Raw genomic sequence first — 19,200 nt, 5'->3', positions numbered from 1 at the left:
CACTGGTGCCGCCTCGACGTAAAGCGCGCCCAGAAAGCCTATTCGGCTGCCTCGGCCCGATTGACCGGGAATTCGATCACGCCTTTGCGTGTCGCCGCCAGGCCGATCCGGCCGTGTTTGATGGCCAGCGCCTTTTCGCCGAACAGCTTGCGCCGCCAGCCCTTGAGCGCGGGCACGTCAGCCTCGTCGTCCAGCACCAATGCGTCGATATCGTCCGAGGTGGCGATGATGCGGGCGGCGACGCCGTGCTGCTCGGCCACGGCCTTGAGCAGCACGCGGACGAGATCGCCCACCGCGCCCTTGGGCGACGGGCCGCGATAGCGCTCCGGCAGGGCGGGCAGGGCGGCCTTGGGCAGCGCTTCGACATCCTTCAGCAGGGCGATGATTTCGGCGGCGGCGCTGCTGCGTCCGAAGCCGCGCGGCACGGCCCGCAGCTTTTCGAACGCTTCGGCGGTCAGCGGGCGCTGGGTGGCGAGCTCGGCGATCACGTCGTCCTTGAGCACGCGGCTGCGGGGCTGGTCGGTCTCTTGCGCCCGACGCTCGCGCCATTGCGCCAGCACCTTGAGCGCCGCCAGGTCGCGGGGTCGGTTGAATTTCATCTTCAGCCGTTCCCAGGCCTGCTCGGGCTTGACCACATAGGTGTCGATGCTGCGCAGGGTGGCCAATTCGTCCTCGACCCAGTCCCAGCGCCGCGTGGCCTCCACCTGCTGGCGCAATTCGCGGTAGATGTCACGCAGCCAGGTCACATCGGCCAGGGCATAGGACAGCTGCTTTTCCGACAGCGGCCGGGCCGACCAGTCAGTGAAGCGGGACGATTTATCCAGCTCCACCTTGCAGATGGCGCGCACCAGGCTGTCATAGGAGGCGCTGTCGCCGAAGCCGCAGACGCTGGCGGCGACCTGCGTATCGAAAATATTGTGTGGCACCGCGCCGGTCAGCTTCACGAAGATTTCGATATCCTGCCGGGCGGCATGGAAGACCTTGGTGACACTGGGATTGGCGAGCAGGGCGAAGAACGGCGTGAGCCTGATATCGGGCGCCAGCGGATCGATCAGCACCGCTTCGTCGTCCGTCGCCACCTGGATGAGGCAGAGCCGGGGCCAATAGGTGGTTTCGCGCAGAAATTCGGTATCGACCGTAACGAATTCGAATTGTGCAGCGCGCTCGCAGAATGAGGCAAGCGCATCTGTGGAAACGATCAAGTCCATCCCGGGAACCGTCCTAAAAAAGTCATTATTCTTCCTAGCAGGTGTCGCCCGTTAGCTCCACCGTCGATTTCCCTTGCGGTAAAGGCGGAAATCCCGCTATGCCCCGCAGCTTGACAAGGGTGGGCTGCCATGCGCTTTTCCCGCCCGAGATTCCGGCCTTTTCCTTAGCAAATCCGAGCTTCGACATGACCATACATCGCTACCGCACCCACACCTGTGGCGCTCTGACGGCCGGTGATGCTGGCAATAATGTCCGCCTGAGCGGTTGGGTGCATCGCGTCCGCGATCACGGCGGTTTGTTGTTCATCGACCTGCGCGACCATTACGGAATCACCCAATGCGTCATCGATCCCGATTCCGCCGCCTTCGCGCAGGCGGAAAAGGTGCGCTCCGAATGGGTGCTGCGCATCGACGGCGAAGTGAAGCGGCGCGACGATGCCGCCGTGAACCCCAATATCCCGACCGGTGCCATCGAAATCTTCATCCGCGAAATCGAGGTGCTGTCCGCGGCTAAGGAATTGCCCTTGCCGGTATTCGGCGATGCCGAATATCCCGAGGACATCCGCCTGCGCTATCGCTTCCTCGACCTGCGCCGGGAAAAGCTGCACGCCAATATCGTCAAGCGCACCCAGATCATTGCGTCGATGCGCGCTGGCATGGGCGGGGCAGGGTTCACCGAATTCTCGACCCCGATCCTCACCGCGTCCTCCCCGGAAGGCGCGCGCGACTTCCTGGTGCCCAGTCGCATCCATCCCGGAAAGTTTTTTGCGCTGCCGCAGGCGCCCCAGCAATATAAGCAGCTCCTGATGGTGGCCGGCTTCGACCGTTATTTCCAGGTCGCGCCCTGCTTCCGCGACGAAGACCCGCGTGCCGACCGCCTGCCGGGCGAATTCTACCAGCTCGACCTGGAGATGAGCTTCGTCACCCAGGAAGACGTCTGGAACACGGTCGAGCCGGTGATGACGGACGTGTTCGAGAAGTTCGCCGACGGCAAGCGGGTCACCAAGAATTGGCCGCGCATTCCCTATGACACGGCGATCCGCAAATATGGCTCGGACAAGCCCGACCTGCGCAACCCCATCGAAATCGAGGCCGTCACCGAACATTTCGCCGGCTCCGGCTTCAAGGTCTTTGCCAACCAGATCGAGGCCGATCCGAAGGTGGAAGTCTGGGCCATTCCGGCCAAGAACAAGGCCGGCGCCGAGCCGATCGGCCGCGCCTTCTGCGACCGTATGAATGCCTGGGCCCAGGGCGAGGGTCAGCCGGGCCTCGGCTATATCTTCTTCAAGGAAGGCCAGGGCTCGGGTCCGATCGCCAAGAATATCGGCGAGGAACGCACCGCCGCGATCAAGGCGCAGTTCGGCCTCGAGGACGGCGATGCCGTGTTCTTCGTCGCCGGCCGCCCGGAGAAATTCTACAAGTTCGCCGGCGAAGCCCGCACCAAGGTGGGTACCGATCTGGGCGTGGTCGATACCGAACAATTCGCGCTGTGCTGGATCGTCGATTTCCCGTTCTACGAATGGAGCGAGGAAGAAAAGCGCATCGACTTCGCGCATAACCCTTTCTCCATGCCGCAGGGCGGCATCGAGGGGCTGAACGGACCCGATCCGCTCTCGCTCAAGGCCTACCAATACGACGCCGTCTGCAACGGCTACGAAATCGCCTCCGGGTCGATCCGTAACCAGGAGCCGGAAACCATGGTCAAGGCCTTCGAATTGACCGGCAAGTCGCGTGAAGAGGTCGAGGCGCAGTTCGGTGGCCTCTACCGGGCTTTCCAATACGGCGCTCCGCCGCATGGCGGCGCCGCCTTCGGCATCGACCGCATCGTCATGCTGCTCTGCGGCGTGCAGAACCTGCGCGAGATCACGGCCTTCCCGATGAACCAGCAGGCCGAAGACCTGCTGATGGGCGCGCCGAGTCCCGCCGACAATAAGCAATTGCGCGAGCTGAGCATTCGCCTCAACGTGCAGAGCTGATCGCTTCGCAAAGCGGAATAGGGGGGCGGCCGCCAAGGCCGCCCTTTTTCTGGTTAGCGCTGGTTAATCAGCGTTAATGATGCGTTAAAGCCTTCATTGCTACCGCTGGGCCACATTCTCCCCGGAGCGGATTCGCGGCGTGAAGTCGAATTTTTCCCATGTGCTGATGCTGACCGGCGCCATTCTGGCGTTCGTGCCGATCATGGCCGTGGATTACCTGCTCGACACCTATGTCCGGTACAAGGAGAAAAGCCTTGCGCAGGAATATGTTGAAGCGACGAGTTCGCACATCAATGCAGGAGTGATGGATGGCGTCGCGGCCCTGCGCAAGGTGATCGCGGAAAGCCCGTCCCTGTGCACGCCCACCTTTGTCTCCAATGTACAGGCCGCCATCGAAGCCAGCCTCAACATCAAGCAATTCCTCGTCGAAAACCGCGATGGCGTTCAATATTGCGACGCCTATGGGCGCGAGGTGGCCTATTCGCCGCTGTCCCAGGCCCTGCCGGTGCCGGGGCTGACGGAAACCGTCACCGTGGTGAAATTCGCCGACATGGCAATGCCGGCGCTCAAGATCAGCCAGAATTTCGGGGAGACAAGGCAGGTCTCCGTCTTCGTGCCGCTGCTGGGCCAGTCCGAGGCGGCCCTGTCCGCGACGCTGTGGGACGCGGCCATGCTGCGCGTGACGCTGACCAATGGCCTGCCCATCGTCACCATCGGCGACCCGTCGGGCTTCGACCGGCGCCGCGCGAATACCGAATATATCAGCGCCCATTTCTTTGCCGGCCAATTTCCCATCAAGGTGGAGCTGGCCGTGCCCTTCGCCATGGTGCGCGCCAATTACGGCGATCTCGACGCGGTCTTCACGGTGCTGGCCTGCATTGCCAGCGCCATTTTCCTGCTATTCAGCCTCAGCTATGTCCGTCGCTCCAGGGTTCCGGCCTTCGATCTGGAGCGCGCCATCGAGCGCAATGAAATCAAGCCCTATTACCAGCCGGTCATCAACCTGCGGACGGGCGAGCTTGTGGGTTGCGAGGTCCTGTGCCGTTGGGAAAAGCGCAATGGCCAGGTGATCATGCCCGGCGCCTTCATCGATTATGCCGAGGTGACGGGCCTGGCCATACCCATGACCCTCTCGCTGATGCAGCAGGTGCGCAATGATCTGGGCGATCTGTGCCGGTCGCTGCCGGAGATGAAGATTTCGATCAATCTCTTCGAGGGCCATTTCCGCGATGTCGGCATCGTGGAGGACGTTCAGGCCATTTTCGGGCAATCGCCCATCAGTTTCCGTCAATTGGTGTTCGAGATCACCGAGCGGCGGCCGCTGAACAATTCCATCGCCACCACCAGCGTCATCGCTGGCCTGCACGCCCTGGGCTGCCGTCTGGCCATGGACGACGCGGGCACCGGCCATTCCAACCTGGCCTATCTGGCCACGCTGGGCGTGGACGTCATCAAGATCGACCGGATTTTCGTGGACATGATCAAGCCGGGAATCAGCCAGGTTCCGGTGCTTGACGGTTTGATCGCCATGGCCAAGGATCTCGATTGCGAAATCGTCGCCGAGGGCGTGGAAACCGAGGAGCAGGCGCTGTATCTGCGGGCTCGGGGGGTATTGCATGCCCAGGGCTATATCTTCGCGCCGGCGCTCAAGATCGGCGCGTTTCGCGAACTGGCAACGGCATTGGGCAGGCCGGCGCCGATGCCGGCCGGCAATGCCGGCGCCATTGCCTCGGCAGCCTGACGCCGCAATTTTGCCCGCAAGCGCAAGCATGGGCGTTTCGCCTCTTTTCAATCCGGGCGATTGATGGCACCAACGCGGCGCAAGCCGGTGGGGAGATTTTTACGTGTCGACCGACATCAACGAACAGCGCAAGGCACTTCGGGACGCGGCGCTGCATTTTCATGAATTTCCCAAGCCGGGAAAGCTCGAAATCCAGCCGCTCAAGCCGCTCGGAAACCAGCGCGATCTGGCGCTGGCCTATTCGCCCGGCGTGGCCGCCCCCTGCGAGGAGATCGCCCAGGAGCCCGAAGCGGTCGCCCGCTATACCTCCCGGCAAAATCTGGTCGCCGTCATCTCCAATGGCACCGCCGTGCTCGGCCTGGGCAATATCGGCGCCCTGGCCTCCAAGCCGGTAATGGAAGGCAAGGCCGTCCTGTTCAAGAAATTCGCCGGCATCGACGTCTTCGACCTCGAGATCGACGAGATCGACCCCAAAAAATTCATCGACGCTGTGGCCCCGCTCTGGCCCACCTTCGGCGGCATCAATCTCGAGGATATCCGCGCCCCCGATTGCTTCGAGATCGAGGAGACGCTGCGCGAGCGCATGCCGATTCCGGTCTTTCACGACGACCAGCACGGCACCGCGATCATCGTCGGCGCCGCCGTGCTCAACGGGCTGGAACTGGCCGGCAAGAAGATCGAGGACGTCAAGATTTGCACGTCCGGGGCAGGGGCGGCGGCCATTGCCTGCCTCAACGTGCTGGTGGCGCTCGGCGCCAAATACGAAAATATCTGGGTCGCCGACAAGGATGGCCTGGTCACCCACAAGCGCAATGACGTCAACGACAAGTGGCGCGGCCAATTCCGCCGCACCAGCGACGCCACCAGCCTGTCCGAGGTGATCGAGGGCGCCGACGTGTTCCTGGGCCTTTCGGCCGCCGGCGCATTGAAGCCGGAAATGCTGGCGAAGATGGCGCCCAAGCCGCTGATCCTGGCCTTGGCCAATCCCAATCCGGAAATCATGCCGGAACTGGCCAAAGAGACCCGGCCCGACGCCATGGTCTGCACCGGGCGCTCGGACTATCCCAACCAGGTCAATAACGTCCTCTGCTTCCCCTTCATTTTCCGCGGGGCGCTCGACGTGCACGCGACCACGATCAACGAGGAAATGAAGCTGGCGGCGGTTCGCGCCATCGCGCGGCTGGCTCATGAACCGGGGCTGGAAGTGTCGCCCTCGGGCGCGCCGGCCGTCTATGGCCCCGAGCACATCATTCCCAATCCCTTCGACCAGCGGCTGATGCTGCGCATTGCGCCGGCCGTGGCGCGGGCCGCCATGGAATCGGGCGTGGCCAAGAAGCCCATCGAGAATTGGGACGCCTATCTCGACAGCCTCAATCGTTTCGTCTTCCGCTCGGGCCTCGTCATGAAGCCGATCATCGATCGGGCGCAGGGGCAGGGCAAGCGCATCGCCTTTGCCGATGGCGAGGACGAGCGCGTGCTGCGCGCCGCCCAGGTGCTGCTGGAGGAGCGCATCGCCCGCCCGATCCTGATCGGCCGCCCTGCCGTGCTGGAAGCGCGCATCGAGCGCTTCGGCCTCAGCATCAAGCCGGGCGTGGATTTCGAAGTCATCAATCCCGAGGACGATCCGCGCTATCGCGACTACGTGACGCTGTTCCATTCCCTGACCGGCCGCAGCGGCGTGACCCCGGATACCGCGCGCACCATCGTGCGCACCAATACCACGGTCATCGCCGCCCTGGCGGTAAAGCGTGGTGAGGCCGATGCGCTGCTCTGCGGTCTCCAGGGCCGCTATATCAAGCACGTGCGCGACATCCGCTCGATCATCGGCCTGCAGGACGGGGTGAGCGACGTTTCCGCGCTCTCCATGCTGATCATGCCGCGCGGCGCCTTCTTCCTCACCGACACCTATGTGAACCAGAACCCCAGCGCCGACGAGATCGTCGCCATCGCGCTGCAGGCGCGCGCCCATCTCAAGCGCTTCAACATCGAGGCGCGGGCGGCCCTGCTCAGCTATTCCAATTTCGGCTCGCGCGATGGTGACAGCGCCTACAAGATGCGCGAGGCCTATGCCAAGCTGCAGGCCATCGCCCCCGATTTCATCGTCGAGGGCGAAATGCAGGGCGATCTGGCGCTCAACGAAGCGCTGCGCGACCGCTACATTCCCGGGGCTGCCCTGCGCGGTGAAGCCAATCTGCTGATCTTCCCCGATCTCGATGCGGCCAATTTGTCCATGACCCTGCTCAAGGAAATGAACAATGCCCTGGCGGTCGGACCGATCCTGATGGGAACGAAATCGCCCGCGCACATTCTCGCCCCCTCGGTCACCAGCCGCGGCATCGTCAACATGGCCGCCATCGCCGCAAACGAGGCCGTGGGGATGGAGGCATGATCCGGCATACCGTCGTCTTTTCGCTCAACCATGCAATGGGTTCGGTGGAGGAAAAGCCGTTCCTCGATGCGGCGCTGGTCCTCGAGAAAATCCCAGGCGTCAGCCGCTTCGAGCGGCTGCGCCAGGTGAGCCCCAAGGCCGATTACGCCTTCGGCTTCTCCATGGAATTCGCCGACCAGGCGGCCTATGACCTCTATAACGAGCACCCCGATCACACCGCCTTCGTACGCGACCGCTGGGTGCCTGAAGTCGCGCGCTTCCAGGAAATCGACTACGTGGCGCTGTGAGCCGGGCAGGGGCCTCCGTGGAGACCTCATGGTGAGGTCTACTGCGGTAAAGCGCCCGCGGTGTCATTCCCGCGAAAGCGGGAACCTCTGTTCCTTTCGCGCAAAGCCGCTTTCAGCAACCGGAATTGCCCCCAACACGCGATTGTCACCCCGGCGAAGGCCGGGGTCCATCGTGAGATTTGGAGATGGATCCCGGCCTGCGCCGGGATGACTCCGAGGGTGGGGAACGTCGCGGTTCCGTCACCGGACCAATCAACTCTAAACCCCGCATTAATCCCTCGTTGGGCATAATCGGGCGTCTAGATCGGTCCGCTCATGCCCACCCGCCTCAAACGTCCTCCATTCTGGCGCCCGCTCGGCTTCACGGCGAGTCTGCTCGCCTTTCAGTTCTATCTGGGCTATTCGGCGATTTCCGGCCAGTTCGGGATCGAGAGCCGCGAGCAGATCAAGGCCGAGATCGAGATTCTCGAAGATCGCAGCGCCGCCCTGCAGGCCGAGCTGGATGCGTACAAGCATCGGATTTCCTTGATGAATCCGCGCCATCTTGACCCGGACCTGATCACCGAACGGGCCCGCGCGCTGCTGAACATGGCCAATGCGGACGATATTCTCATCATGATCAATCCGGAAAACGGTAAACCGATTTCCGGTCAATTCGTAGAATTAATCGATGATGAGTTAATCTCGATTATCCAAGCGGATTCAACGCTCTAACTATCGAAATGTAATGCTGGTCGGGCAATGTTATTGCTTGAGGCCTTGCGATATAGTGCGCGCCGTGGCCACATCGGCCCAGCGGCAAACCCCCGACCCAAGCGGAGTGTAGCATGGCGCGCAAGGCGACGGCCACCAAGGCCAAGACTCAAGCCAACGTCCCCCAGTTCACCAATGAGCAGGAGCTCGAAGCCTTCCGCGAAATGCTGCTGATCCGGCGCTTCGAGGAAAAGGCCGGCCAGATGTACGGCATGGGTCTGATCGGTGGTTTCTGTCACCTCTATATCGGCCAGGAAGCCGTGGTCACCGGCATCACCATGGCGTCGGAAAAGGGCAAGGACGCCCAGATCACCGGCTATCGCGATCACGGCCACATGCTGGTCATGGGCCTCGACCCCAAGGGTGTGATGGCTGAGCTCACCGGGCGCCAGGGCGGCCTGTCGAAAGGCAAGGGCGGCTCGATGCACATGTTCTCCAACGAACATCGCTTCTATGGTGGCAACGGCATTGTCGGCGCCCAGGCTTCGCTCGGCACGGGCCTGGCCTTTGCCAGCAAATATACCGGCGACGGCTCCGTCTCGATCACCTATTTCGGTGACGGCGCGGCCAATCAGGGCCAGGTCTACGAGAGCTTCAACATGGCCAAGCTCTGGAACCTGCCGGTCGTCTACATCATCGAGAACAACAAATATGCCATGGGCACCTCGATCGAGCGTGCCGCGGCCACCACCGATTTCTCCATGCGCGGCGCCTCGTTCAACATCCCGGGCGAGCAGGTCGACGGTATGGATGTCCGCATGGTGTTCGACGCCGCCAAGCGCGCCATCGAACATGCCCGCTCCGGCAAGGGGCCCTACATTCTCGAAATGCTCACCTATCGCTATCGCGGCCATTCCATGTCGGACCCGGCCAAGTATCGCACCAAGGACGAGGTGACCAAGTATCGCCAGGAGCGCGACCCGATCGAGCAGGTCCGCGCCCGCCTCCTGGAAGCAGGCACAGTGACGGAAGAAGATCTCAAGAAGATCGAGACCGATATCCGCGCCATCGTCACCGAGGCCGCCGATTTCGCCACCAACGATCCCGAGCCCGATCCGTCCGAACTCTGGACCGACATCACCATCGAGGCCTGAGGCGTGCCGGCCAAAGGCCGCTGCCCGACCCGTTCTGTTGAGTTTCGCCGTGCGGCCGCTGAGCCCGGCGCCGAATTGCTGGAGAGCTGATATGCCCCAAATCCTGATGCCTGCTCTGTCGCCCACCATGGAAGAGGGCAAGCTCGCCAAGTGGCTGGTCAAGGTCGGCGACGTTGTAAAGTCCGGCGACGTTCTGGCCGAGATCGAAACCGACAAGGCGACCATGGAAGTCGAATCGGTGGATGAAGGCACGGTCAGCGAAATTCTCGTGGCCGAGGGTACCGAGGGCGTGAAGGTGAATACACCGATTGCCCTGGTTCTGGCCGAAGGCGAACAGGCCGGCGAAGCGCCCCCTGCGGCGCCTGCCGCTGCCGAAGAGCCCGCGCCGAGCATGGTCCAGGCCGAAACGCCGGCGCCCGCGCCGGCCGCCGCTGCCCCTGTTGCTGCCGCGCCGAAATTCGAACCCCAGGCCGATCCGGACCTGCCGGCCGATGTCGAAATGGTGGAGATGACCGTCCGCCAGGCGCTCAACGAGGCCATGGCCGAAGAGCTGCGCCGCGACAAGGACGTCTTCATCATGGGTGAGGAAGTCGCCGAATATCAGGGCGCCTATAAGGTGACCCAGGGCCTGCTCCAGGAATTCGGCCCCGAGCGCGTTATCGATACGCCCATCACCGAGCATGGCTTCGCCGGCCTCGCCGTGGGCGCGGCCTTTGCGGGGCTGAAGCCGGTCGTGGAATTCATGACCTGGAACTTTGCCATGCAGGCCATCGACCAGATCATCAATTCGGCCGCCAAGCAGCTCTACATGTCCGGCGGCCAGGTCAAGGCGCCCATGGTGTTCCGTGGTCCCAACGGCGTCGCCGCCCGCGTCGCCGCGCAGCACAGCCAGGATTATTCGGCTTGGTACAGCCACGTTCCCGGCCTCACCGTCATCGCGCCCTATAGCGCGGCCGACGCCAAGGGCCTGCTCAAGGCCGCCATTCGCTCGCCCAATCCGGTGGTCTTCCTCGAAAACGAAATCCTCTACGGCTCCACCGGCCTGGTCCCCAAGGTCGACGATTTCGTGCTGCCGATCGGCAAGGCCCGCATTGCCCGCAAGGGCGCCGATGTCACCATCGTCTCCTTCTCGATGGGCATGCGCTACGCGACCCAGGCCACCGAAAAGCTGGTCGCTGCCGGCGTCGATGTCGAACTGATCGACCTGCGCACGCTGCGCCCGCTCGATAGCGACACGGTCATCGAATCGGTCAAGAAGACCGGCCGCCTGGTGACCGTCGAGGAAGGCTGGCCGCAGGGCGGCATCGGCGCCGAACTCTCGGCCCGCGTCATGGAGCAGGCCTTCGACTATCTCGACGCGCCGGTCCTGCGCGTCACCGGCAAGGACGTGCCCATGCCCTATGCCGCCAATCTCGAAAAACTGGCTTTGCCCAACGTTGATGAAGTGATCGCGGCGGTCAACGCCGTGACCTATCGCTCGTAAGGAGAACCGGGATGCCAATCGATATCACCATGCCGGCGCTCTCTCCGACGATGGAAGAGGGCAAGCTCGCCAAATGGCACGTCAAGGAAGGCGACAGCGTCTCCTCCGGTGACGTGATCGCCGAGATCGAAACCGACAAGGCCACGATGGAAGTCGAGGCCGTGGACGAGGGCAAGATCGGCAAGATCATGGTCGCCGAAGGCACCGACAATGTGAAGGTCAACGCCGTCATTGCCGTGCTCTTGCAGGAAGGTGAAGACGCCAGCGCCATCGGGGCAGGGGCCGGCAAGCCCGCCGAGGCACCGAAGGCCGAGGCGCCCAAGGCGACGCCCGCGACCGAGGCTCCGCCGGCAAAGGCCGAGGCGCCGGCCGCCGCGCCCGCACCTGTCGCCAATAGCAACAAGGGCACCAGCGCCCCGGCCAGGGCCGAAGGCGGGCGCGTCTTCGCTTCGCCGCTGGCCAAGCGCCTTGCCAAGGAAGCCGGCATCGAGATCGCCGCCATTTCCGGCACCGGCCCCAAAGGCCGCGTGATCAAGGCGGACGTGGAAGCGGCCAAGTCGGGCAAGGCCCCGCTAAAGGCTGCCGCCTCGGCTCCTGCCGCTGCCGCCCCCGCGACCGGCATGAGCAAGAACCAGGTCATGGCGCTGTATGAGGAAGGCACCTACGAGGTCGTCCCCAATGACGGCATGCGCAAGACCATCGCCGCGCGCCTCACCGAATCCAAGCAGACCGTGCCGCATTTCTACCTGACGGTGGATTGCCGCATCGACGCGTTGCTGGCCGCACGCGAGCAGATCAACGCTGCTGCCCCCAAGTCCAAGGACGGCAAGCCCGAGTTCAAGCTTTCGGTCAACGACTTCGTCATGAAGGCCTGGGCCATCGCGCTGCAGCGCGTCCCGGCGGCCAACGCCACCTGGGCCGGGGATTCGATCCTCTACCACAAGCGCAGCGACGTCGCCGTGGCCGTGGCCATCCCGGGCGGTCTCTTCACCCCGGTGGTCAAGAGCTGCGATACCAAGAGCCTGCGCCAGATTTCCGAGGACGTGAAGGATCTCGCCACCCGCGCCCGCAACAAGAAGCTGGCGCCGCATGAATATCAGGGCGGCTCCTCTTCAGTGTCCAATCTGGGCATGTTCGGCATCAAGGACTTTGCTGCCGTCATCAACCCGCCGCACGGCACGATCCTGGCGGTCGGCGTCGGCGAGGAGCGGGTCTATCCCGACAAGGGCGAGATCAAGATCGGCCAGTTCATGACCTGCACCCTGTCCTGCGACCACCGCTCAGTCGATGGCGCGCTCGGGGCCGAGGTGCTGGGCGTCTTCAAGGGCCTGATCGAAAACCCGGTGATGATGCTGGCTTAAGGGGCAGGGCGATGAAAACCATCCTCGCCTATGGCGACAGCCTCACCTATGGCGCCGATCCCGGCGGCGGCCCCCGCCATGCCTATGAGCATCGCTGGCCCAGCGTGCTGGAAAAGGGGCTGGGCGGGCAGGCCCGCGTGATCGCCGAAGGTCTCGGCGGCCGCGCCACGGCCTATGACGACTGGACCGCTGCCGCCGACCGCAATGGCGCCCGCATCCTGCCGACCCTGCTCGCCAGCCATGCGCCGCTGGACCTGGTCATCATCTTCCTCGGCACCAATGACCTCAAGCCCTTCGTCGCCGGTTCGGCCGCCTATGCCGCCCGCGGCGCCCGGCGGCTCATCGAGGTCACCCGCGGCCATTTCGCCGCTGTCGGCGAGCCGGTGCCGCAGATCCTTCTCGTCTCCCCGCCCCATGTGGTGGAAACCACCAACGAGAACATGCTGAGCAATTTTGGCGGCCTCGAGCACCTGCTGCGCGAATCGCGGGATTTCGCCCGCCATTATCGCCGCCATGCCGAGGAGGCCGGCGTTCACTTCTTCGATGCGGCGACAATCGCCAAGGCCGATCCGCGCGATGGCGTCCATCTCGACCCGGCCAATACAAGCGCTATCGGCGAGGGCCTCGTGCCGCTCGTCAGCAAAATTCTGGGTCTCTGACCCGAACATCTCTGGAGGCCCTTATGGCTGACCAATACGATCTTCTCGTCATCGGCGCCGGCCCTGGCGGCTATGTCGCCGCCATTCGCGGTGCACAACTGGGCATGAAAGTGGCCATTGTCGAGCGCGAGCACATGGCAGGCATCTGCTCCAATTGGGGCTGTATCCCGACCAAGGCTTTGCTGCGCTCGGCCGAGATTTACGGCCATATGGGCCATGCCAAGGATTACGGCCTCACGGCGGAAAAATTCGGCTTCGATCTCGACGGCATCGTCAAGCGTTCGCGTGCCATTGCGGCGCAGATGAACAATGGCGTGCAGTTCCTGATGAAGAAGAACAAGATCGACATCATCTGGGGCGAAGCCACGATCACCAAGCCGGGTGAGATCAAGGTCGCCGCGTCCAAGAAGCCCATCGTCCAGCCCCAGGGCCCGGTGCCCAAGAACGCCCTGGGCGAGGGCACCTACAAGGCCAGGAACATCATCATCGCCACCGGCGCCCGTCCGCGCGTCCTGCCCGGCATCGAGCCTGATGGCGACAAGATTTGGACCTATTTCGAGGCCCTCAAGCCCGCCGAAATGCCCAAGAGCCTCGTGGTCATGGGCTCGGGTGCCATCGGCATCGAATTCGCTTCCTTCTACCGCTCGCTGGGCGCCGAAGTGACGGTCATCGAGCTCTTGCCGCAAATCCTGCCGGTGGAGGATGCCGAGATTTCGGCCCTCGCCCGCAAGCGCTTCGAAAAGCGCGGCATCAAGATCATCACCGAAGCCAAGGTCACCAAGGTCGAGAAGACCGGTAACGGCGTGGTTGCCCATGTCGAGACCAAGGATGGCAAGACCCAGCAGGTCGCCGGCGACAAGCTGATCTCGGCGGTCGGAGTGCAATGCAATATCGAGGGCCTCGGCCTCGAAACCGTCGGCGTCAAGACCGAGCGCGGCGCCATCGTCATCGACGCCTATGGCAAGACCAATGTAGACGGAATCTGGGCCATCGGCGACGTTGCCGGCCCGCCCATGCTGGCCCACAAGGCCGAGCATGAAGCCGTCATCACCGTGGAAAAGATCGCCGGCCTCAAGGTCCATGGCCTCGACAAGGCCAAGGTGCCGGGCTGCACCTATTGCGAGCCGCAGGTGGCCTCCGTGGGCCTCACCGAGGCCAAGGCCAAGGAGCAGAGCCGCGAGATCAAGGTCGGCCGTTTCCCCTTTGTCGGCAATGGCAAGGCCATCGCGCTGGGCGAGCCGGACGGGCTGGTGAAGACCATTTTCGACGCCAGGACCGGGGAACTTCTCGGGGCGCACATGATTGGTGCCGAGGTGACCGAGCTCATCCAGGGCTTCGTCGTCGCCATGAATCTCGAAACCACCGAAGAAGAGCTGATCCACACCATCTTCCCGCACCCCACCCTCAGCGAGACGATGAAGGAAAGTGTGCTCGACGCCTATGGGCGCGCGCTGAATATCTAGTTAGGGGTTCGATTTCTCTGAAATCTAACCCAGGTCGTCACCGCCGGATTTGTCCCGGTGGTCTATGCCTCCGCCGAATGGATTGCCGGGACAAGCCCGGCAATGACACCAACACAATAAAGGTGCCGCCCGGCGCTCAGGAACGTACAACCAGGAGGACTTATCCACATGGTCAAGGCAATCCAGATCGGTCTGGGGCATTGGGGTTTCAGCTGGTCGCGCGACGTTATCCCCAAAGTTCCCACTATCGACATGGTGGGCTATGTGGACACCAATCCCGAGGCGACGCAGCGCGTGCAGCAGGAGCTGGGCATCGATCCCAAGCTCTGCTTCTCCAGCCTGGAAGATGCCGCCCACCGCACCGATGCGGTCCTGGCCATCTGCACCCTGCGCACCGAGGCCCATTATCCTGTGGTCAAGCGCTGCCTGGAGCTCGGCTACCACGTGATCGTGGAAAAGCCCTTCACCACCACCATTGCCCAGGGCAAGGAATTGGTGGCCCTGGCCAAGGCGCAGGGCAAGCTGCTGATGGTCAGCCAGAACTATCGCCACCAACCGGCGCCCATCGCGGTTGCCGACCTGATCGCCGAGGGCAAGTTCGGTGCCCTCAACATGGTCTCCATCGATTTCCGCCGCCACGGCCCCAGCCAGGATTATCGCTATTGGGACATGCCCGATCCGCTCCTGGCCGATATGTCGATCCATCATTTCGATCTGATGCGCTTCGTGCTCGGCGATGAGCCGGTCCGACTCTCCTGCCGCACCTGGAATCCGCCCGGCAGTCCATTCCGCTACGATCCCAGCGGCGTCGCCATCATCGAATTTTCCAAGGGCACCATCGTGTCCTATCGCGCCAGCTGGATGAATTCGGGGCCCGTCACTCCCTGGGCGGGCGAATGGGTCATGGACGGCGCCGAAGGGCAGATCGCCTGGTCCTCCCGCGATCATTTCCGTGGCAAGGCCGGCCCCGACGTGCTGACCCTGAGCCAGCTCGACGGCAAGCCCGAGCCGGTCAAGCTCGGCGCCATCGCCTTTCCGGACCGCACCGGCACCCTGGCGGCCATTGCCGGCACTATCGAAAGCGGGGTAACGCCACGCGGTTTCAGCTCGGGCGAAGACAATCTGGGTTCGCTCGCGCTGGTGCAGGCGGCTATCCTATCGGCCTCGCGCGGCGGCGATTGGGTCAAGATCGCCGAGGTCATGGGCTAAGGCGGCAATGCATGGCTGCCACCCATTCACAAGGCCGGGTTGAACCGGCCGCCCAAGGGAGCGATATAACGGGCATCTCGCCCAGTCAGGACTGACATGGTCACGCTCATCGATAATGCGGCCCGCCCGCGTCACCCCGAAAAGGCCAATCGGCCCGACAGCATCGTGCTGCGCAAGCCGGACTGGATCCGCGTCAAGGCGCCCGGCTCCCCGGTCTACAAGGAAACCCAGCAGATCGTGCGCGAGAACAATCTCGTCACCGTCTGCGAGGAGGCCGGCTGCCCCAATATCGGGGAGTGCTGGAGCAAGAAGCATGCGACCATGATGATCATGGGCGAGATTTGCACCCGCGCCTGCGCCTTCTGCAACGTGCGCACCGGCCTGCCGGGCCCGCTCGATCCCAACGAGCCGGAAAACGTCGCCATCGCGGTCGAAAAGCTCGGCCTCGAACACGTCGTCATCACCTCGGTGGACCGCGACGACCTGGCCGATGGCGGCGCGCAGCATTTCGCCGATGTCATCCTGGCCATCCGCGCCCGCAATCCGAAGACCACGATCGAAATCCTCACCCCCGATTTCCTGCGCAAGGAAGGGGCCCTGGAAATCGTCGTCGCCGCCCGGCCCGACGTCTTCAACCACAATCTGGAAACCGTGCCGTCGAAATATCTCAAGGTCCGGCCCGGCGCGCGCTATTTCCATTCCATCCGGCTCTTGCAGCGGGTCAAGGAACTGGACCCCACCATCTTCACCAAGTCCGGCATCATGGTGGGGCTCGGCGAGGAGCGGAACGAAGTGCTCCAGCTCATGGACGATCTGCGCTCGGCCGAGGTCGATTTCCTCACCATCGGGCAATACCTCCAGCCCACCAAGAAGCATTATCCCTTGCAGCGCTTCGTCACGCCCGAAGAGTTCAAGTCCTATGCCACTGTGGCCACGTCCAAGGGGTTCCTCCTGGTCTCGTCCAGCCCGCTGACCCGCTCTTCGCACCATGCCGGCGAGGATTTCGCCCGTCTCAAGGCCAACCGCATGGCAAGGCTCGGCCACTGAATGAAGCGCTTCTATGAACGGCACGTCCCGCACCTGCCGGAGCGGATGTTCGACATCGTGGCCGATCTCGAGGATTATCCGCGCTTCATTCCCAATTGCAGCGCCATGCAGGTCCGGCCCGATCCCGGGACGAAGGACGGCAATGTCCGGCTGGCGAAAATGACCATCGCCTTCGGCCCGATCACCCAATCCTATACCAGCCGGGTGACCCTCGATCGGGTGGCGAAGACCATCCGCGCCAAGGCCGTCGACGGTCCCTTCGCCTTTCTCGACAGCGTCTGGAGTTTCGAGCCCGAAGGGCAGGGCACCCGCGTGCGCTTCGAGATCGACTTCAAGATTTCCAACCCGCTGATCGCCGCCGTGGCCGAACCGGCCTTCGCCGCCAAGCAGGAAGAAATCATGCGCGCCTTCTGCGACGAGGCCGACCGCCGGTTCGGGGAATAGGCATGGCCGGTAACGTCAGGCTGACCGGTCGCCTGATCTGCGCCACCGACGCGGAATGCGCCATCGTTCGCCAATATCTGCCCGAGCATATCCGGCTGACCCGCGCCGAACCCGGCTGCATCTCGTTCGAGGTCATAGAGACCGAGAATCCGCTCATCTGGAGCGTCGAAGAGCGCTTCGTCGACCAACCGGCCTTCGACGCGCATCAAGCGCGCACCAAGGACTCCGCATGGGCAAGAGAGACGGCAATGATCCGGCGCGACTACCGGATCATTGCGGCGGATCGCTCGTAAGCACCTGCAGCACCAGATCGAGCGCGGCATCCACCGTCGCCTTGCGGATCGCGTCGCGGCCGAGATCGCCGAAGCGATGCTCGATGACCACAGTGGCCAGGTCCGAGGACACGGCCACATAGACCAGCCCCACCGGCTTCTTCTCGCTGCCGCCATCGGGGCCGGCAATGCCGGTCACCGCCACGGCATAATCGACATGGGCCGTGTTGCGCGCCCCATCCGCCATGGCCCGGGCCACCTGGTTGCTGACCGCGCCATAATCGCGGATCAGCCGCGCCTGCACGTGGATCATCTTCGACTTGGCTTCATTGGCATAGGTGACATAGCCACCGTAAAGCGCCGCCGAGGCCCCCGGAATGTCGGTGAGCGCCGCCGCGATCAGCCCGCCCGTGCAGCTCTCCGCCGTCACGATGGTCTGTTTGCGTTCCGCGAGAATGTCGATGATCTGCTTGCCGATATCGGGCTTTGCCTTGGCCGCCATTCAGTCCCCCCTCGGCACTTCCACGCTTGCACTTGCCATGGCCACGATCCCTTCCTCCCGCCCGATGAATCCGAGCTTCTCATTGGTTGTCGCCTTGACCGCCACCCGGCTCGCCGAAATCCCCAGTGTTTCGGCGATGACCGCGCACATGGCGGGGGCGTGCGTGGCGATCCTCGGCGCTTCGGCGACGATTGTCACGTCGCAATTGACGATGCGGCCACCCCGCTTTGCCACGAGGTCCCCCGCATGGCGCAGGAAGATGGTGGAAGCCGCGCCTTTCCACTGCATGTCGCTGGGCGGAAAATGCACCCCGATATCGCCCTCGCCGATGGCCCCCAGAATGGCGTCGGTCAAGGCATGCAGCGCCACGTCGGCGTCGGAATGCCCGTTGAGCCTGGCATGGTGCGGGATTTTGACCCCGCCCAGCCAGACCGCGTCGCCCGGCTCGAAGGAATGCACGTCATAGCCGGTGCCGATACGGGTTTCCATGCGCTCGTCTCCCAGAAGAATGTGTTCGGCGCGGGTGAAGTCGTCCGGATGCGTGATCTTGATATTGGCCGCATCGCCCATGACCATGGCCACGCGCAAGCCCGCCCATTCGGCGATTTCCGCATCGTCTGTGAAATCCCGCCGGACATTGCCCGCGCGCATATGCGCCGAGAAGATTTGCCCGAACCGGAAGCCCTGCGGCGTCTGCGCGGCCGAAAGCTGCCGCCGGTCCTCGGTGCCCGACACTTCCCGCCCGTCCAGCGAGCGCTTGATCGTGTCGGTCAGCGGCAAGGCAGGCAGGGCGCCGTCATGGTGCTGCAACGCCGCGATGACGTCGCCGATCAGTTCGGGCGTGGCGAAGGGCCGCGCCGCATCCTGGATCAGCACCAGGTCGGGCCGCAACGGCGCCAGCGCCTTGAGCCCTTCCAGCACCGATGCCTGCCGGCTGGCTCCCCCCGCGACCGGCGCAAGCAGGCGCGGATCGGCGAGGCCAAGCGCCGCATAGCGCTCACCATGCCCGGCATTGATCACCGGCAGCACATGGCTGATCTGTGGATGGTCAAGAAAGGCCGCGATGGTCCGCGAGAGCACCGGAATGCCCGCCAGCAGCCGGTATTGCTTGGGCGCCGCATCGCCGTCCAGCCCGGCCCGCTCGCCCTTTCCCGCGGCAACGATGATGACGGCTATGGATTTTGCAGGCATGGACATATAGGCACTTCGACACCGGAACCGTCACTGGCCTACCGGTCTAGCCTCCGCCCCGCCATGCGGCAAGAGCAGGGCTGCTTTCCATGCCTGCAAGCGGCAGAGGCGGTTGCGCCCC

At 63.7% G+C, this 19,200-nt stretch carries 17 protein-coding genes; 14 read left to right on the top strand and 3 right to left on the bottom strand.

Annotated features, from left to right (window positions below):
• Nucleotides 1-38: 38 nt before the first annotated feature.
• Nucleotides 39-1,208: a ribonuclease D gene (rnd, locus tag A3840_RS14415; RefSeq protein WP_067458221.1), complete on the bottom strand. Its 1,170-nt coding sequence runs from the start codon at nucleotides 1,206-1,208 to the stop codon at nucleotides 39-41.
• 185 nt (nucleotides 1,209-1,393) lie between these two features.
• Here rnd and aspS point away from each other — a divergent pair, with 185 nt between their 5' ends.
• The 14 genes from aspS (at nucleotide 1,394) to A3840_RS14345 (ending at nucleotide 17,407) form a co-directional block, all read left to right on the top strand.
• The gene (gene aspS, locus A3840_RS14410) at nucleotides 1,394-3,184 is read left to right on the top strand and encodes an aspartate--tRNA ligase (protein ID WP_067458279.1); all 1,791 of its coding nucleotides are present in this window, start codon (nucleotides 1,394-1,396) and stop codon (nucleotides 3,182-3,184) included.
• A 139-nt stretch (nucleotides 3,185-3,323) separates the two neighbouring features.
• Complete coding sequence (locus A3840_RS14405) at nucleotides 3,324-4,925, top strand: EAL domain-containing protein (RefSeq protein ID WP_067458218.1); 1,602 nt, start codon at nucleotides 3,324-3,326, stop codon at nucleotides 4,923-4,925.
• 103 nt (nucleotides 4,926-5,028) lie between these two features.
• Entirely contained in the window at nucleotides 5,029-7,314 is a 2,286-nt protein-coding gene (locus tag A3840_RS14400) for an NADP-dependent malic enzyme (RefSeq protein WP_067458215.1), read from the top strand.
• A complete protein-coding gene (locus A3840_RS14395; protein WP_067458212.1) occupies nucleotides 7,311-7,601 on the top strand; it encodes a Dabb family protein in 291 nt (96 codons plus the stop codon). The genes A3840_RS14400 and A3840_RS14395 overlap by 4 nt, the downstream gene beginning before the upstream one ends.
• Before the next feature lie 315 nt (nucleotides 7,602-7,916).
• A complete protein-coding gene (locus tag A3840_RS14390; protein WP_067458209.1) occupies nucleotides 7,917-8,315 on the top strand; it encodes an FtsB family cell division protein in 399 nt (132 codons plus the stop codon).
• 113 nt (nucleotides 8,316-8,428) lie between these two features.
• Entirely contained in the window at nucleotides 8,429-9,448 is a 1,020-nt protein-coding gene (pdhA, locus tag A3840_RS14385) for a pyruvate dehydrogenase (acetyl-transferring) E1 component subunit alpha (RefSeq protein WP_067458206.1), read from the top strand.
• A 91-nt stretch (nucleotides 9,449-9,539) separates the two neighbouring features.
• The gene (locus A3840_RS14380) at nucleotides 9,540-10,931 is read left to right on the top strand and encodes a pyruvate dehydrogenase complex E1 component subunit beta (protein ID WP_067458203.1); all 1,392 of its coding nucleotides are present in this window, start codon (nucleotides 9,540-9,542) and stop codon (nucleotides 10,929-10,931) included.
• 11 nt (nucleotides 10,932-10,942) lie between these two features.
• Complete coding sequence (locus tag A3840_RS14375; protein ID WP_067458200.1) at nucleotides 10,943-12,292, top strand: pyruvate dehydrogenase complex dihydrolipoamide acetyltransferase; 1,350 nt, start codon at nucleotides 10,943-10,945, stop codon at nucleotides 12,290-12,292.
• Between the two features lie 11 nt (nucleotides 12,293-12,303).
• Complete coding sequence (locus A3840_RS14370) at nucleotides 12,304-12,951, top strand: SGNH/GDSL hydrolase family protein (RefSeq protein ID WP_067458195.1); 648 nt, start codon at nucleotides 12,304-12,306, stop codon at nucleotides 12,949-12,951.
• A gap of 23 nt (nucleotides 12,952-12,974) precedes the next feature.
• Complete coding sequence (gene lpdA, locus A3840_RS14365; RefSeq protein WP_067458192.1) at nucleotides 12,975-14,414, top strand: dihydrolipoyl dehydrogenase; 1,440 nt, start codon at nucleotides 12,975-12,977, stop codon at nucleotides 14,412-14,414.
• A gap of 168 nt (nucleotides 14,415-14,582) precedes the next feature.
• Nucleotides 14,583-15,623 (top strand): Gfo/Idh/MocA family protein, encoded by a 1,041-nt coding sequence (locus A3840_RS14360; protein WP_067458189.1) that lies wholly within the window; start codon nucleotides 14,583-14,585, stop codon nucleotides 15,621-15,623.
• Between the two features lie 96 nt (nucleotides 15,624-15,719).
• The gene (gene lipA, locus A3840_RS14355; RefSeq protein WP_067458186.1) at nucleotides 15,720-16,670 is read left to right on the top strand and encodes a lipoyl synthase; all 951 of its coding nucleotides are present in this window, start codon (nucleotides 15,720-15,722) and stop codon (nucleotides 16,668-16,670) included.
• A complete protein-coding gene (locus A3840_RS14350) occupies nucleotides 16,671-17,114 on the top strand; it encodes a type II toxin-antitoxin system RatA family toxin (RefSeq protein ID WP_067458182.1) in 444 nt (147 codons plus the stop codon).
• 2 nt (nucleotides 17,115-17,116) lie between these two features.
• A complete protein-coding gene (locus A3840_RS14345) occupies nucleotides 17,117-17,407 on the top strand; it encodes a putative quinol monooxygenase (RefSeq protein WP_067458180.1) in 291 nt (96 codons plus the stop codon).
• Here A3840_RS14345 and A3840_RS14340 read toward each other — a convergent pair.
• Together A3840_RS14340 and A3840_RS14335 are read right to left on the bottom strand one after the other, a co-directional pair.
• Nucleotides 17,385-17,888 (bottom strand): CinA family protein, encoded by a 504-nt coding sequence (locus tag A3840_RS14340; RefSeq protein ID WP_067458177.1) that lies wholly within the window; start codon nucleotides 17,886-17,888, stop codon nucleotides 17,385-17,387. The two genes, A3840_RS14345 and A3840_RS14340, sit on opposite strands and share 23 nt — an antisense overlap.
• Nucleotides 17,889-19,085 carry a bifunctional 2-C-methyl-D-erythritol 4-phosphate cytidylyltransferase/2-C-methyl-D-erythritol 2,4-cyclodiphosphate synthase gene (locus A3840_RS14335; protein WP_067458173.1) on the bottom strand — a complete coding sequence of 399 codons (1,197 nt, stop codon included), beginning with the start codon at nucleotides 19,083-19,085 and terminating at the stop codon, nucleotides 17,889-17,891. It lies immediately after the preceding gene.
• Between the last annotated feature and the right edge of the window lie 115 nt (nucleotides 19,086-19,200).

Source organism: Devosia elaeis, from assembly GCF_001650025.1.
In the GTDB taxonomy this organism is placed as follows: Bacteria; Pseudomonadota; Alphaproteobacteria; order Rhizobiales; family Devosiaceae; genus Devosia; species Devosia elaeis.
Note: the sequence above shows the minus strand (reverse complement) of the source record. Positions and strands in the feature narration are given on the sequence as shown.

Coding starts and splice junctions, on each gene's coding strand:
- rnd (WP_067458221.1), bottom strand. CDS start 1,208: ATGGACTTGATCGTTTCCACAGATGCGCTTGCCTCATTCTGCGAGCGC.
- aspS (WP_067458279.1), top strand. CDS start 1,394: ATGACCATACATCGCTACCGCACCCACACCTGTGGCGCTCTGACGGCC.
- A3840_RS14395 (WP_067458212.1), top strand. CDS start 7,311: ATGATCCGGCATACCGTCGTCTTTTCGCTCAACCATGCAATGGGTTCG.
- A3840_RS14390 (WP_067458209.1), top strand. CDS start 7,917: ATGCCCACCCGCCTCAAACGTCCTCCATTCTGGCGCCCGCTCGGCTTC.
- pdhA (WP_067458206.1), top strand. CDS start 8,429: ATGGCGCGCAAGGCGACGGCCACCAAGGCCAAGACTCAAGCCAACGTC.
- A3840_RS14380 (WP_067458203.1), top strand. CDS start 9,540: ATGCCCCAAATCCTGATGCCTGCTCTGTCGCCCACCATGGAAGAGGGC.
- A3840_RS14375 (WP_067458200.1), top strand. CDS start 10,943: ATGCCAATCGATATCACCATGCCGGCGCTCTCTCCGACGATGGAAGAG.
- A3840_RS14370 (WP_067458195.1), top strand. CDS start 12,304: ATGAAAACCATCCTCGCCTATGGCGACAGCCTCACCTATGGCGCCGAT.
- lpdA (WP_067458192.1), top strand. CDS start 12,975: ATGGCTGACCAATACGATCTTCTCGTCATCGGCGCCGGCCCTGGCGGC.
- A3840_RS14360 (WP_067458189.1), top strand. CDS start 14,583: ATGGTCAAGGCAATCCAGATCGGTCTGGGGCATTGGGGTTTCAGCTGG.
- lipA (WP_067458186.1), top strand. CDS start 15,720: ATGGTCACGCTCATCGATAATGCGGCCCGCCCGCGTCACCCCGAAAAG.
- A3840_RS14350 (WP_067458182.1), top strand. CDS start 16,671: ATGAAGCGCTTCTATGAACGGCACGTCCCGCACCTGCCGGAGCGGATG.
- A3840_RS14345 (WP_067458180.1), top strand. CDS start 17,117: ATGGCCGGTAACGTCAGGCTGACCGGTCGCCTGATCTGCGCCACCGAC.
- A3840_RS14340 (WP_067458177.1), bottom strand. CDS start 17,888: ATGGCGGCCAAGGCAAAGCCCGATATCGGCAAGCAGATCATCGACATT.
- A3840_RS14335 (WP_067458173.1), bottom strand. CDS start 19,085: ATGTCCATGCCTGCAAAATCCATAGCCGTCATCATCGTTGCCGCGGGA.